Source organism: Acinetobacter sp. SM1B, from assembly GCF_003289665.1.
In the GTDB taxonomy this organism is placed as follows: domain Bacteria; phylum Pseudomonadota; class Gammaproteobacteria; order Pseudomonadales; family Moraxellaceae; genus Acinetobacter; species Acinetobacter schindleri.
Genome location: NZ_QMBM01000001.1, coordinates 1811402 through 1826106, shown reverse-complemented (window position 1 = coordinate 1826106; position 14705 = coordinate 1811402). Strand labels below are relative to the sequence as shown.

The 14705-nt window shown below is 40.7% G+C and carries 11 protein-coding genes; 7 read left to right on the top strand and 4 right to left on the bottom strand.

Translation table 11 applies throughout. The features are described from left to right. The first annotated feature begins 77 nt into the window (after nt 1–77). Genes C8322_RS08810 through pgaD form a run of 4 tightly spaced genes read left to right on the top strand, consistent with a single transcriptional unit; the run spans nt 78 to nt 6178 of the window. Nucleotides 78–2531 carry a poly-beta-1,6 N-acetyl-D-glucosamine export porin PgaA gene (locus C8322_RS08810; RefSeq protein WP_004810826.1) on the top strand — a complete coding sequence of 818 codons (2454 nt, stop codon included), beginning with the start codon at nt 78–80 and terminating at the stop codon, nt 2529–2531. Beyond that, nucleotides 2531–4336 (top strand): poly-beta-1,6-N-acetyl-D-glucosamine N-deacetylase PgaB, encoded by a 1806-nt coding sequence (pgaB, locus tag C8322_RS08805; RefSeq protein WP_004810824.1) that lies wholly within the window; start codon nt 2531–2533, stop codon nt 4334–4336. Before C8322_RS08810 ends, pgaB (C8322_RS08805) begins: the two co-directional genes overlap by 1 nt. Continuing rightward, nucleotides 4333–5595 carry a poly-beta-1,6-N-acetyl-D-glucosamine synthase gene (gene pgaC, locus C8322_RS08800; RefSeq protein WP_004810822.1) on the top strand — a complete coding sequence of 421 codons (1263 nt, stop codon included), beginning with the start codon at nt 4333–4335 and terminating at the stop codon, nt 5593–5595. Before pgaB (C8322_RS08805) ends, pgaC begins: the two co-directional genes overlap by 4 nt. A gap of 1 nt (nt 5596) precedes the next feature. After that, entirely contained in the window at nt 5597–6178 is a 582-nt protein-coding gene (gene pgaD / locus C8322_RS08795; RefSeq protein ID WP_004810820.1) for a poly-beta-1,6-N-acetyl-D-glucosamine biosynthesis protein PgaD, read from the top strand. Here the strand turns inward: pgaD and pgaB (C8322_RS08790) are convergent. The 4 genes from pgaB (C8322_RS08790) to C8322_RS08775 all read right to left on the bottom strand — a co-directional run bounded on the left by pgaB (C8322_RS08790) (nt 6156) and on the right by C8322_RS08775 (nt 11087). Next, a complete protein-coding gene (gene pgaB, locus C8322_RS08790; protein WP_004810818.1) occupies nt 6156–7358 on the bottom strand; it encodes a poly-beta-1,6-N-acetyl-D-glucosamine N-deacetylase PgaB in 1203 nt (400 codons plus the stop codon). The two genes, pgaD and pgaB (C8322_RS08790), sit on opposite strands and share 23 nt — an antisense overlap. A gap of 178 nt (nt 7359–7536) precedes the next feature. After that, nucleotides 7537–9243, bottom strand: a complete 1707-nt coding sequence (locus C8322_RS08785) for a flotillin family protein (RefSeq protein WP_004810816.1) — start codon at nt 9241–9243, stop codon at nt 7537–7539. A 79-nt stretch (nt 9244–9322) separates the two neighbouring features. Continuing rightward, complete coding sequence (locus C8322_RS08780) at nt 9323–9958, bottom strand: YqiJ family protein (RefSeq protein WP_004810814.1); 636 nt, start codon at nt 9956–9958, stop codon at nt 9323–9325. A gap of 586 nt (nt 9959–10544) precedes the next feature. Then, a complete protein-coding gene (locus C8322_RS08775) occupies nt 10545–11087 on the bottom strand; it encodes a hypothetical protein (protein WP_034424145.1) in 543 nt (180 codons plus the stop codon). Nucleotides 11088–11408: 321 nt separating this feature from the next. Between C8322_RS08775 and cysD the strand changes: the two genes are divergently transcribed. From cysD to C8322_RS08760, 3 genes are all read left to right on the top strand, one after another. Continuing rightward, nucleotides 11409–12323 (top strand): sulfate adenylyltransferase subunit CysD, encoded by a 915-nt coding sequence (gene cysD, locus C8322_RS08770; protein WP_004810809.1) that lies wholly within the window; start codon nt 11409–11411, stop codon nt 12321–12323. A 144-nt stretch (nt 12324–12467) separates the two neighbouring features. Then, entirely contained in the window at nt 12468–14081 is a 1614-nt protein-coding gene (gene cysN / locus C8322_RS08765) for a sulfate adenylyltransferase subunit CysN (protein WP_004810808.1), read from the top strand. A 142-nt stretch (nt 14082–14223) separates the two neighbouring features. After that, the gene (locus tag C8322_RS08760) at nt 14224–14490 is read left to right on the top strand and encodes a hypothetical protein (RefSeq protein ID WP_111810519.1); all 267 of its coding nucleotides are present in this window, start codon (nt 14224–14226) and stop codon (nt 14488–14490) included. Nucleotides 14491–14705: the final 215 nt, after the last annotated feature.

The window sequence follows — 14705 nt, the reverse complement described above, 5'->3', positions numbered from 1 at the left end:
TATTATGACATTATTTCAATGAGTTATCTATTTTTGTCGTGTACAGAGAAATAAAATACATAACAAGACAAATGCCAATGCTAAACAACAATAACTATTACTCAATCGCCTATGTGTTGCTTGCCACAGGAATCAGCTTGAATCCTTTATATGCAGCTATTACAGACACGCAAAGGCATCAGGTGGTCAAGCAAATTAAGTCTGGGGATACCCAAAAAGGTTTTAAAATACTCGCAGAAATGGTACGCAAAGATCCTGCGAACATGAACCTGCTGGCTGACTTTATTTTGTTAAGCCGACAATATAATTCCCCCCTAATTCAGCAAGATTACAATCTGAATCACTTAAAAATTTCAACATATCCAGTCTATGGGCAACTGCCTCTGGTGATGTTATTGCGTGATCAGGGTAAATTTTTGCTGGCTGAACAATATGCAGCAAAATTTCAGAAAAACAGCACAAGTGATATTCCATGGGATTTATACCGTGGCATGTTGCTTGCGGAAAGTGGTCAATTGGAGCAAGCAGAGCAACAAATCAGGAAAGTTGACCAGAAACAGCTGAATGCTGATCAGCTGGTACAATTGGCTTATACCTATCGCTTATTAAGACAACCTATACAGGCACTGAATACCGCAACTCGCGCTTTATCGATGAGTCGTTCGGAAAGCGTGCAGGAACAGTATGTGCTGGCTTTGGCAGCCAGTGCTGATTATGACAGTGCAAACCGTTATTTACAGCAGCAGGGTAAAGGGCAAAGTCGTCTCAAACATGAAGTACAGCTGATCAAGTTTAGTCAAAATATTCGTAATGCCATTGATTTCTATAAATTACAAAGTGAAAAGGATCAGGGCAAAATTGCCTATACAGAGCTGGATCAGGTGATTTCGGAAATGCAGGCTTATGAAAATGAGCTAGCCCAATATCCCGAGTTACGTCAAAGATTTTATTATGAATATATTTTTGCCTTAAGTGCACGGCAACGTTCTACTGAGGCTTTGGCGCAACTGGCTAGAATCAATCAGCCGGTAGAACAGATGCCTGCCTATACCAGACATGCACTAGCTGATAGCTATTTGCGCAATCATAAACCAAAGCAGGCGGAAATATTGTACCGCAGTCTGTTTAAAGAAAAGAATTATGTAGACTATGACGTTTATGCAGGTCTGTACTATAGCTTGATTGAACAAGAAAAATTTAAAGCCGCTGATGAAGTAATTAAGGAAATGGATCAGCGCTTACCAATCTTCTTCTATAGTCAGGCTAAAGGTGTAGATCGTACGATTCATATGGACCGTGATGAGTATGTGATCTTAAGAGGTCTTCATTATAGTTATAAAAACCAGCTGGATAAGGCAGAACTGTATTTTCAGGACCTAGTAAATAAATCTCCAGGAAATCGTAATTATATCAATTATCTTGCGACTATACAGCGTTGGCGTGAAAAACCTTTGCAAGCACAGGCAACGGTTTCCTTACTCAATGGTACAGAGCCATCAACACAAGCCACCCGAATTAATAGCATGCAAAATGCGCAAGCTGTCTTTGATGTGCAGACATGGCGTAGTAGCAATACTGATCTTTTAGAGCGGGCAGGAACTGATACCGGGGTAGTGCGTAGTCATAAGGAGCTCAAAGATCGTGAGCGGTTTACCATTTCACATAATAGTCTTTATGCGAAAAGTGAAACGGATGATCAAGATCTGGTCAATAATCTGAATGGTTCTCGTGAGAAACAAAGCTGGACGCGACTCAATACCCCATGGTTTTCAGATTATTACCGGGCCTTTGTGGAGCATCAGTACCGTAATGGAGAGTATGAGGAAGGTAAGCGAGATGATCAACGGATCGGTGTAGGACTGGAATGGGTTGATAACCGCAAATATGCCACTGTAGCACTTTCACAAGCGACCGAGGGTGATCGCTTTGGAGTGAATATAACCTGGAATCACTGGTTAAGTGATCACTGGAATTATGGTCTGGCTTATAACAGCCAGGCAGAGATTCCATTGCAGATACAGGATGAACATGAAGGGCAGTCTTATCGTTTCGACTTAAACTGGCAACAGCATGAATCTACAAAGGCTGGATTGAGCTATCAGTTTACTGATATTGATGACGGAAATGAGCGTCAGGAACTAGGTACCTATTTCAAACAACGTATTTTCCAGGCTCCACATCATTTAACCCATCTGAACTTATATGGATTTTGGGCATCGAATAAAGATGATGTAGAAACTTCCTATTTCAATCCATCTTCAAGTTGGAGTGCAGAAGCAGGTCCGGAACATGATTGGGTAACCTGGCGTAGTTATGATCAGTCGTTGACTCAACGTTTTTCATTAAATCTTGGTGTATTTGACCAGGAAGATTATGACTCAGGCCTAATTTATTTGGCGAAATATCAACACCTCTGGCAAATCACCAGAACTTGGTCCCTGAATTATGGGGTGTCCTATGGGCAACACCCTTATGACGGTGAAGATGAAAATAGACTCGAAGCAAGTTTTGGATTTGAAGGGAGATTCTAATGAAAACAATAAAAAATACACTCGCTCTATTAGGATGCTTAACTCTTTTTATGGCATATAGTCATGCTGAAAATAAAGCGATGGATCTGCCTGAAAACCAGTTCGTAACACTCACTTTTCATGATGTCAGGAATGATGTAGCACGTCAGGGTGATCGTGATCAATATGCAATTAGTACTGAATATTTGGCGCAATATTTTGCTTGGTTAAAACGTGAAGGTTGGAAAACTATTTCTTTGGAAGATATCCGCCGTGCCCGTGAGAAAAAAATTCCATTACCAGAAAAATCGGTACTTTTAACCTTCGATGATGGGGCGCTAAGCGGATATACCCAAGTATTTCCTTTATTAAAGCAATATAAATTACATGCCGTTTTTGCTATTCCAACCAGCTGGATTGGTACCAAGCATAAAGATGCCATAGAGTCCTATGGGGCAAATAATCTGATGAATTGGGACCAGATGCGGGAAATGCAAAATAGTGGCTTGGTCGAGTTTGTATCGCATTCACATAATCTGCATCGTGGAGTTATTTCGAATCCACAAAGAAATATGCAGCCTGCTGCAACTGCACGTATATATGATCTGACAAAGGCACGTTATGAATCTGACCTCGCTTATAGGCAGCGTGTGCTGGAAGATTTAAAGCGTTCTAAAGCCATTCTGGAACAGGAATTATCAGTACCGACTCATGCTATTTTCTGGCCTTATGGTGCTGTAACAGCAGAAACAGAAGATATTGCTAAGCAGGCAGGACTAAGCATGTCTTTTAGCCTCGGCACTATGGCGCCATTGGCTGATTCAGTAAAAACTTATCAGCGTGCCTTGATTATGAATAACCCGAACCTGGCAGAAATTAAAGAGGCAATGTCTGAGTTTTTGTATCACACCAAGCAACCCTATCTGGAGCAGAAGAGCTTTATTCAGTTTAATTTGAAAGATCTTGCACAGCCCAGTATAAAACAGGCTGATGAAAAACTCGGTCAGTTCCTCAACCAGTTAGATGCACTGAAAACCAATCAGCTGATCTTGAAACCTGTTGCCGATCTCGATGGTAATGGCACGGTTGATGTGGCTTACTTCCCGAACAGCCAGTTAAAAATGCAACAGGATTTACTGAACCGTACTTTATGGCAAGCACGTACCCGTACGTATCAGCGTGTTTATGCAGAGTTACCGCTCAGTATGATGAATCAGGGCTATAATATGGTCCAGCTGGTTGAAGATATATTCAAATATAACAGCAATCTGGAAGGCTTGGTGATAGATGCTGGCCAAGAGTTAAATTGTGCTGTAGAGAGTACACAGTGGTCGGCTGAATGTAAGAAACAGATTGAGCGAGTTATTAACTTAAAACAAAATACGAGTCGACGTGCCAAATACTATGCCAATATCAGTAATGTCTATTTGGCAGTACTGAAAATAAATACCCATAAAACTATGGGGCTGAAGGCCTTATTTGAAACCCTGGCAGATGATTCAGACTATATCTATCTGGTTTTGGATCAAAAAACCAGCAAAGCTGAGCATAACCAGTTGCTCAAAAATATTCAGCAATTGACCTCCGTACAAAAACAACGTTTGATGATCGGTTTTGATCTGTCAGGTCAATCAGAACAAGATCAATGGATTACTAATAGTATTGCGAATTTACGTAGACAAGGTATCCAGAAAATTTCGCTTGAAAATTATAATTTTAAAAATGCCGGGCAGGTTCAACAAAGACTTTATGCATCGATTAGCTTAAACAGTAATCCTTTCGTTTATCGTGATCCCTTTCAGGCTCAGCAGGGAGAACGTAAATGATTAATAGTATCAGTTTACATGATGTCATCTTTGGCTTTGCTTTTTTCTATCCATTGTTTATGGCCTGGATGTGGATTGCTGGCGGAATCTGGTTTTTTATAAAACGCGAACTGAATCAGAAAGCATTACCTGAACCCAAAGAAGCAGGTTGTAGTATTTTAATTCCCTGTTTTAATGAGGCTGAACAGGTCAAGCAGACCATTCGCTATGCCATGCAAAGTCAGTATCCAAAATTTGAAGTGATTGCGATTAATGATGGCAGTTCGGATCAGACAGGAGAGATTCTGGATGAACTGGCAGAAAAATATCCAAAATTACGTGTAGTACATTTGGCCGAGAACCAGGGTAAAGCGTATGCACTACGTGCAGGCGCAATGGTAAGTGGTTATGAGTACCTGATCTGTATTGATGGCGATGCGTTAATGCATCCACATTGTGTACTCTGGATGATGCATCATTTAACCATGTTCCCGCGTGTCGGAGCGGTAACGGGTAACCCGCGAATTATCAATCGCTCCAGCATACTAGGCAAAGTTCAGGTTGGAGAATTTTCTTCTATTATCGGATTGATTAAGCGGGCACAACGTACTTATGGTCGCATTTTCACTGTCTCTGGTGTCTGTGCCGGATTTAGAAAAACTGCTCTGGATCGTATTGGTTACTGGCGTGATGACATGATTACTGAGGATATTGATGTGTCATGGCGTTTGCAGTTTGATCATTGGGATGTGCAGTATGTCCCTCAAGCACTCACCTATATTTATATGCCCGAAACTTTTAAAGGGTTGTGGCAGCAGCGATTACGCTGGGCACAAGGTGGTATTGAAGTACTCTTTGCGTATATTCCTAAAATATTTAAATGGCGTTTGCGCCGCATGTGGCCGATTGCACTGGAATCTGTAATTAGCGTGTTATGGGCATATACCATGTTTGGTGTATTCGTCTTGTTCTTTTATGGTTTGTTCTTTCCTGTGGCCCCAGAGTGGTATATCAATTCTCTGTTGCCGCAGTGGTATGGTGTGATTCTCGGCGCAAGCTGTTTGATTCAGTTCATGGTCAGTCTATGGATTGACCGTAGATATGATAAAGGTCGAATGTTCAGAAGTTATTTCTGGGTAATCTGGTACCCACTATTTTTCTGGATTTTAACTATGTTAACGACCGTTGTATCGTTGCCGAAAACCATTTTTAAAACCCAAACCCGTGCACGGTGGATCAGTCCAGACCGAGGCTTCCGTGGTGAAACAGAGGTAAAATAAGGTGAAAAACAATAAAAATATTCCTGCCAAGCCGCAGGTTAAAATTGCCGAGTATATGGAGCTCCCAACAACTGTTGAACTTTCTGAACTCAGTGTCGCAGCAACTGTTAAAGAATCTAAACTCGATATTCCGGAGTATATCGATGTTCCAGAATATGTAAGCGGTCGAACGAGTGGTTATAGCCTGATGGCATTAGGCTGGATGGCGTGGATATGGTTATTTATGCCATTGGCCTCCCTGGGTTTATGGTGGTTTGAATCGAGTCTGATTGTTGATCATGTCTTAATAGACCATAAACCTTATCAGGGAATGACGCTACTTGAGCTGGCCCTACTGATTATTATTGCTTTTTCAAGCTTGCTGTTATGGGCGTGTTATAACTGGATTCGATTCAATCGAGTAGATCGACGTTCGGCACCTAGACCGGTTGAACTCCAGGAGATTGCTTATAGCTTTGATGTTGAAAAGCATGCTCTACTGGAAATGGTACAGGCCAAACAATTGACCCTGTACTATAATCAGGAGGGGAGATTAGAGCAGTACGATATACAAGGTAGGCCTATGAAAATTTCTTTGGCTTAAAAATCGTTGCATGTGGGTGTGGCATAAAAGGATCTTCTGGATAATAGCCAATATGCTGCACTCCTTGTTCTTTTAATAGATGTACAGTTTCTAATAACTCCTCATTTGAAAGTTTGTGCTGTGTATTCCAGTCTATGGTTTGAATTTCAAAAATGGTCCGAGATAAAGTAGGGTCATACTGCCGTGCTTTTTCTACCAAATTAAGATAGAACTTGGAGTGGTCTGGGGCTTTTTCCATATAAGGCATAGCCATAACAGCATTATAATCATAATGCTGTAGGGTACTTGAGGTTGATTGTGCAAACCATTTCTCGCTTTCAGGATTCAACATCACAGGCGCATAAGAGTTTCGGGCAAATTTGAGTGATGGATTGGTGATTTTAAGCTTATTACTCAATTTTAAAGCAAGATTATCTAAATAGGCGGTTTTAGCTTTAGCAAACTTCATTTGTTCTGGATGTTGAGGATGACGTAATATTTTTTCAGCATCTTTAAATCCCCAGTATTTATACACTTGCATGGCAGAGGATGAACTATCTTCATAGTCATTCAAGGTAATATCGTCATGATACAAAATACCGTCCACAGTTATTTTATCTGTTAATGCTTTATAGATATCATAGACATAATCAAAGTTTTTCGGATCAAATGGCGACAGGCGAATATAACCTTTTATGTTCTGGTTTGTAGTTTCTACATAATTTGCCCGGTAGTGCTTTGGCAGTTCCCAGGCCCACATGGGTAACCAGGCATAGATTTTTTTAACAGTTGTACGATTTCGAATCTGTTCAGTGACTTTTTTAAATAAATCTTCCCGGACAGGCATATGTGGGTTAGGGAAATACACTTCATTCGCTGAACCATTAGCATCCTCGTCAGCATAAGCCTGTAAAAAAATAGTATTAGGCTGGACAGTCTCTATACGCTTGATTAACTGGTTAATATTACGTGTCATCTGACGTGGATCAGGGTCATAAATATAGTCTAAATCAAGATGCATAATTGACATCTCTAATTGTTGGTTCTTCTGGTATCGTTCAATTAATGATGAAAAGGATAAAGGTTTGGTCAGTGCATTTGATGAGCTAGAAAAGGTGCTAAGTAAACTTAAAGAGGTAATTAAACCTAAGCTTAAAGTTATATTGAGTGCAGATTTTCTGGAAGGAGTTGTATTTTTCATTATGCTATCCAGTAATTATCGTTGTTATAAATTTTCTTATCTTAATAATCCATCATGAGAATGATGCTTATTCGCTTTCTTTACTGATAGCATGTTTATTTGGAAATATATGTGTAATTTTTGAAAAAAGCTTCCATCTTGGAAGCTTTTTTGTTTTAAAAATTTTAGCGATAAATTTTTAGGTTTTCGTTTTTAAACTTTGTGTCATCCCATTAATATCACCACCCTGAATGCCTAACTCACTCATCAGACTGTCAATGAGCGGAGCTTGACTGCGGTAGCGCAGGGCACTATTTACAACTTGGTCAGAGAGAGCAACATTACTACTTTCATGATGGGCATCTGCCTGACAAGAACCTGTATGTGATCCATGAAGGCCATTTACCTGAAGAATCTTTATATCATCAATGTTTTCCATTGGCTTAACGCTTTCACGGATAATTTCAGGTAGGTATTTGAGCATTGCCAGACGGATCTGCATTTCTACCTGCTCTGAAGACAGTACGTTGTTAGCTTCATTCACTGCACGGGTACCTTCAGCATCGACCTGATACTGTTTCTCCATTGCCTGAGCCAGGAGAACTTTAGCATCTGCTTCACCCTTGGCTTTTAAACGAACTTTTTCAGCTTCTGCTTCAGCGGCAATACGAATCGCTTCTGCATCATCAGCCGCTGCCTGTTTACCTGCTTCAGCAGCCACGGTAATCGCAATTGCATCTTTCTCGGCCTGTTCTTTGGCAGCCACCAGTTCAACTGCTTTTTGACGTTCTGCCTGCTGAATCTGACGTACTGTCACGACTTCTTCTTCAGCTTTTACTGCTTGAGCACGGGCAAGATCTGCTTGTGCTTTGGCCTCAGATTCGGCACGAGATTTTTCAGCAATCGCAATTGCACGATCCTGTTCAGCCAGTTCAATGGTTTTCTTTTGTTCAACCTGAGCTTTTTGAATAATCTGTGCTTTCTGGATATTTTCATTTTCGACATCACGGGCAGCCAGAATGCGTTTTAATTCAACTTCGCGTTCAGCCGCAATACGTGCTTCCTCTGCTTCACGTTTTTTAGCAGCTTCTTGGGCTGCAATCTCAGCCAGCTGTTCAGCGCGACGAATCGAAATTTCACGTTCCTGTTGCAGTTTGGCGTATTCTTCTTCACGAATAATCTGTAAGCGTGCCTGTTCAGCTTCAAGATTCTTGGTTTTAATTGCCAGATCGGTATCCTGTTCAATATGGTTGCGTTTACGGCGACGGTCTTCAATGGTTTCAGTCAGTTTAGTCAGACCTTCAGCATCGAAAGCATTTTGTGGATTGAAATATTTGAAGCCAGTCTGATCCAGACCTGTTAAAGAAACAGTTTCGAGTTCAAGACCATTTTTATGCAGATCTTCCGACACGACTTGCTGTACTTTTTGTACAAAGTCGACACGCTTTTCATGCAGCTCTTCCATCGCCATTTCAGCAGCTACGGCACGTAACGAGTCCACGAATTTGCCCTCTACCAGATTTTTCAGCTCGTTCGGTGACATGGTTTTTTGACCAAGGGTCTGTGCTGCCGTTGCAATTGAATCTGCGGTTGGTTTAACCCGGACATAGAATTCGGCCATAACATCGACACGCATACGGTCGCGGGTAATCAGTGCCTGATCATCAGCACGTCGAACTTCCAGACGCAGAGTATTCATATTTACCGGTATAATTTCATGCAATACCGGCAGAACCAGCGCACCACCGCCTAGAATGACTTTCTCTCCGCCAAAACCGGTACGGACAAAAGAAATTTCCTTACTTGAACGACGGTAAAGGCGAGCAATGATCAGACCAAAGGTGATCAAGCCAGCGAAGATAACCCCAGTAATGATTAAAATGTTATATAAATCAAAATTTAACATTGTTTTTTCTCTATTTTAGCGTATTTGAAAATATAATTTTGGATTAAATAATAAATATAAAGTAAGAGAGAATAAGTATTTATACTTTCATGGCCTGAAAGCCATTGCGGGTTTTATCCATTAAAATCACAGATTGGCCCTGTTTCAGGATTTCACCATTGGCAGGTTCGACCAGCACATAATGGGTATGGCCATACTGATCCTGAACTTTGGCTTGTGCTGGTGAGTTGGCACGAGCATCGCCGAGGATAATGATTGCAGTTCGGCCAATCAATTCTTCAATATGAATCGCGGTGGTTTCATCTTTTGGCAGGATCTTTTCCGCTATTTTGGCATTAAAACGGACCAGAGGCATGCACAGGAACAGGCAGGCTGGGGAAATGATCCAGCCATTAATTAAATGTCCAGTAAAACGTTCAAATATACCTTGAATCAAAAGACCGCTTAAGCCATAGGTGGTCAGGAAAATGATCAGCCAGATAAAGAGAGGAAGTTGTCCCAGATACAACCAGTCAAATACCTTGCTAAAGATATTGGGGTTATTGGCGGGATGAAAGTCTACATGATGCGAGTCTTCAGGCAAGAGTTGGTCAAAAACACTTTGTGAACCACCCCCCAGAAACAGCAATATACATTCCAGCGCTGCAAACATCAGCATCAGGCTAAGACTAATACTGAAAACAACATTCGACGGTTCGGTAAAAAGCTCCCACATTCCTTCGGGTCTCTATCTATAATTATGTTTGGCAAAATGAGTAAGAATAATTCTTGCTTATAAAAAGATAACATTGATTATACATTTTGCAATCTAAATACACACAAAAGTAGCGGATATGAAACTTGAAAAATTTAAATATTTGGAAATTAGATTGAATTCTTGTATGAGTTATCAAATTAATATTTTAGAAAACAATAGCTTCAAAAAAATGACAATATCTTAATAAATTTATGAATAGATGGATAAAAAAATTAACGTGGTCACATTTTTGTTGAAGCTGAAATTCGAATGAGACAGGCATTTAGGTCAGTGACAATGACTTTATTTGATCAAAGGATATCTTAATAAGCCCTTTCTAGTATCGGATAGGAGGTACGTAGTAATAAATGCGAGAAAGCGCAACATTAAAAATTTTTAATATTTATCTTTCTTTTTTAAAAATATATGTCTGTTATGCTGATATTAATACATTTGATTTATATGAATATTTTAAACTGCAGATTACCCAACGAAGGCTAAATTGAACCGAACTGATCGCATATATATATCGACTCTACGTTTAATTCAATTAGCCTAAATAGAATTACAATAATGATGTCTGAATACGTACTTTCATATCTAAAGCTTGCTGAAGAATATACGCTTTCATCCATTGTACCTGTTCACCCATTGGATTAGTTTTTACCGCCGTATTCAGGAAATCCAATTCGGGCTTGCTAAACAGCTGATCTTCAAGTGCCTGTTCAAGTGTCTGGCTATTCGCGGCTAAAGGCAGGGCAACCAGATAAAATGCTTTAGGGTAGTTATAAAAAGCATATAAAAGGTTGAAGGCTTTCTGGTCACCTTTCAGATTGCCTGCACCAATCTCATATTTCGGATTTTGGTTACTATGCGTCAGGCCGATAACGTATTCAGCATTATTGTCTTGCAGGCGAACTCCGAACTGTAGACCGATCTGATCTGCAGTCAGTTCATGCTGTATATAGACATTTAAAGCATTACCATCATCAGAAAAGGGGCCTTGTAAAATCAGCATGTGTTGTTGATGCTGATAGATATAGCCAGCCAGGTTGGCCTGTTCAAGACGGGTTTTTAACGTTTCTAGGGTATATTGAGTAAATGGCATGTCTAAATTTAGATCCATAGGTACTAGGATTACTCTAGGTGGTTTTGCTACCGTTGGGAACAGGTACTTTAGATGATTTATCTATGAAGTTATTGCTAAAAAATAGTAGGTTTAAAAGACTAAATAGAAGAAAATACTAAAATTCAAAGCATTGAACATCACTAAATTGAATAAAACTAATAATAGATATCAGTGAAGTTTTATATGATGTTTTGATATATGGATAGCACAAAACAAGAAAACGTTATGAAAACTTAATCACTATAATGAATATAAATTTTATAAAGTGTAATAAGTACACGTGTAATACGCAGGTTGTCCATGTCATTAAATGAGGAAAGACTTACTCATCTTAAACAGCTTGAAGCTGAGAGTATTCACATCATTCGCGAAGTTGCTGCCGAGTTTGAAAACCCAGTCATGCTTTATTCGATTGGTAAAGATTCTGCGGTAATGCTGCATCTAGCATTAAAAGCGTTTTACCCTGCAAAACTTCCATTCCCGCTACTTCATGTAGACACGGGCTGGAAATTCAAAGACATGATTGCCTTCCGTGACAACATGGCAAAAACTCATGGCTTTGATCTGATCGTGCATCAGAACAAAGAAGGCCGTGATGCGGGTATTAACCCATTCGATCACGGTAGCTCAAAATACACCGACATCATGAAGACTCAAGGTCTGAAACAGGCACTTGATAAATATGGTTTCGATGCCGCCTTCGGTGGTGCGCGCCGTGACGAAGAAAAATCTCGTGCCAAGGAGCGAGTATACTCATTCCGTGACTCGAAACACCGTTGGGATCCTAAAAACCAGCGTCCAGAACTTTGGAACCTTTACAACGGTAAAGTGAACAAAGGCGAAAGTATTCGTGTATTCCCATTATCGAACTGGACTGAGCTTGATATCTGGCAATACATCTATCTTGAAAGTATTCCATTGGTCCCACTATATCTTGCTGCTGAACGCCCAGTTGTTGAGCGCAGCGGTACACTGATTATGGTGGACGATGAGCGTATGCCTTTAAAAGAAGGTGAAGTTCCACAAATGAAATCGGTACGTTTCCGTACTTTAGGTTGTTACCCATTAACGGGTGCAGTTGAATCCACTGCCAACACCTTGCCGGAAATTATCCAGGAAATGTTGCTTGCAACCAGCTCTGAGCGTCAAGGCCGTATGATTGACCATGATGAGGCAGGTTCAATGGAGAAGAAGAAGCAGGAAGGCTACTTCTAAGCATCTTCAAATCTTCCCTTAACCCCTTCTTTAATAAAGAAGGGGAACTCCCAAGGGAACGGAGCCAAGTCTCCCTTTACCAAAGAGAGATTTAGAGGGATTCAAGATTAAACCGATTTCTTAAGCATTTGTGGAGTTTGAGCGATGTCTCATCAATCTGAATTAATCAGCCAGGATATCCTGAGCTATTTAAAACAACATGAAAATAAAGACTTACTGCGTTTCTTGACTTGCGGTAACGTTGATGATGGTAAATCTACTTTAATCGGTCGTTTGCTTTACGATTCAAAACTGATTTATGAAGATCAGTTGCAAGCTGTAACGCGTGATTCTAAAAAAGTCGGTACGACTGGCGATGCACCTGACCTGGCTTTGCTGGTAGATGGCCTGCAAGCGGAACGTGAGCAGGGGATTACCATTGATGTCGCTTACCGTTATTTCTCTACTGAAAAACGTAAGTTCATCATCGCAGATACTCCGGGACATGAGCAATATACGCGTAACATGGCGACAGGTGCGTCTACTGCAGATCTTGCAATTATCCTGATTGACGCACGTTATGGCGTACAGACTCAGACTCGCCGTCATAGCTTTATTGCCAGCCTGCTGGGTATTAAGAACATTATTGTTGCGATCAACAAAATGGACCTGGTGGAGTTCTCTGAAACTCGTTTCAACGAGATCAAGGCAGACTATACTGACTTCGTGAACCAGTTAGGTGACCGTACGCCGGCGAATATTATCTTCACACCGATTTCTGCCCTGAATGGCGATAACGTGGTGAACAAGTCTGAAAATACGCCGTGGTATACAGGCCAGACCCTGATGGGTACTCTGGAAACTGTTGAAATTACCCACAGTGTAGATAAAGAAGAATTCCGTTTCCCGGTTCAGTATGTTAACCGTCCTAACCTCGACTTCCGTGGTTTCTGCGGTACTGTAGCGCTGGGTGAAGTGGCTGTAGGCGACGAGATTGTCGCTTTACCATCAGGCAAGAAATCTACTGTTAAGGAAATTGTAACTTTTGACGGCAATTTGCAACGTGCATTTGCAGGTCAGGCAGTGACTTTAACCTTGAACGATGAGATTGATATTTCTCGCGGCAACATGCTGGTGAAAGCGGGTGATCAGCCTTTAGCTTCACGTTCGGTTCGTGCTTCTGTGGTATGGATGAATGACCAGCCATTGGTTAAAGGTAAGTTGTATAACGTTAAGCTGGGTACGCAAACGGTTCCTGCAAAAGTTGCAGAGATCAACTACCGTGTAAACGTAAATACACTTGAGAAAACTCAGGTAGAGCAGCTGGATCTGAATGCAATTGCTGATGTTCAAATCGAGTTTGATGCGCCAGTGGTATTCGACCGTTACCGTGAAAGCCGTCATACTGGTTCGTTTATCTTCATTGACCGTTTAAGCAACGTCACTGTTGGTGCGGGCATGATTGAAGATGCAATCGAATGGACTGCACATACCAATCCTGTGACTGCTGAAGATCGTGCTGCACGTTTAGGTCAAAAACCTGCTGCGGTATCTGTATCTGCTAAAGCGCTTGAAAATGCTCAAGCACTTGAAAGCCTGTTAATTCAGCAAGGTGTGGTTGCGATTGCAAAAGTCGGTCTTTCAGCTGATCAAGTTGCGCTGGTTCGTGAAACTGGTGTGGTTGTGGTGACTGAGGCAACTGAAGGTACAGATGTTACTTTTGCTCAGGAATCTGCTGAAGAACTTGCTGAGAAAATTGTGGAATTGGTTCGTCTATAAGACAGTACTGATTTTAAAAACCCGCTGAAAAGCGGGTTTTTTATTGCATAAATTTTGTTTGCATGAAAATCGCTCAATTAGTCAAAATGTGATCTTTCAATTTATTAGTTACTAAATACAATTCTCCCTAAATGGGGGATTTATGAAAAAATTATTATTGCTGGCTGGCTTGTGTATGACTTTTGGAGCTGAAGCCAAACAGAGTAGCCAAAGCGTTGAAGCAATCAAGCAGAAGATTATTAAAGAATCAATTGAGAGTTATCCGGGCAATTGCCCATGTCCTTATAATACAGCGAGTAATGGTAGTCGTTGTGGTAAGCGTAGTGCTTATAACCGAGCGGGTGGATATGCGCCACTTTGTTATCCGGAGGATGTAAGTGACCGGATGGTAAGGGAATATAAACGTTAAAATTCTAATGTGTGAGATTATCAATCATCCACATTTAAACATTCATATAAGGCGGTAACAATACACATTGTGGGTTTTCCATTAATTTTTCAATATTGATCTTAGCTAGGAATGAGCCTGTATATTGATGTTCTTCAAAAAACATTTTTTGTCGAATTTCTTTATCTTTAAATCTGACTTTTATCGCTTTGCTTAAGTATGATAAGATATATCTT

What these genes read in the sequence shown, in the direction of transcription:
- pgaB (WP_004810818.1), bottom strand. Translation starts at nt 7,358, where the DNA reads ATGAAAAATACAACTCCTTCCAGAAAATCTGCACTCAATATAACTTTA.
- cysN (WP_004810808.1), top strand. Translation starts at nt 12,468, where the DNA reads ATGTCTCATCAATCTGAATTAATCAGCCAGGATATCCTGAGCTATTTA.
- cysD (WP_004810809.1), top strand. Translation starts at nt 11,409, where the DNA reads ATGTCATTAAATGAGGAAAGACTTACTCATCTTAAACAGCTTGAAGCT.
- pgaB (WP_004810824.1), top strand. Translation starts at nt 2,531, where the DNA reads ATGAAAACAATAAAAAATACACTCGCTCTATTAGGATGCTTAACTCTT.
- C8322_RS08760 (WP_111810519.1), top strand. Translation starts at nt 14,224, where the DNA reads ATGAAAAAATTATTATTGCTGGCTGGCTTGTGTATGACTTTTGGAGCT.
- C8322_RS08775 (WP_034424145.1), bottom strand. Translation starts at nt 11,087, where the DNA reads ATGCCATTTACTCAATATACCCTAGAAACGTTAAAAACCCGTCTTGAA.
- C8322_RS08810 (WP_004810826.1), top strand. Translation starts at nt 78, where the DNA reads ATGCTAAACAACAATAACTATTACTCAATCGCCTATGTGTTGCTTGCC.
- C8322_RS08785 (WP_004810816.1), bottom strand. Translation starts at nt 9,243, where the DNA reads ATGTTAAATTTTGATTTATATAACATTTTAATCATTACTGGGGTTATC.
- C8322_RS08780 (WP_004810814.1), bottom strand. Translation starts at nt 9,958, where the DNA reads ATGTGGGAGCTTTTTACCGAACCGTCGAATGTTGTTTTCAGTATTAGT.
- pgaC (WP_004810822.1), top strand. Translation starts at nt 4,333, where the DNA reads ATGATTAATAGTATCAGTTTACATGATGTCATCTTTGGCTTTGCTTTT.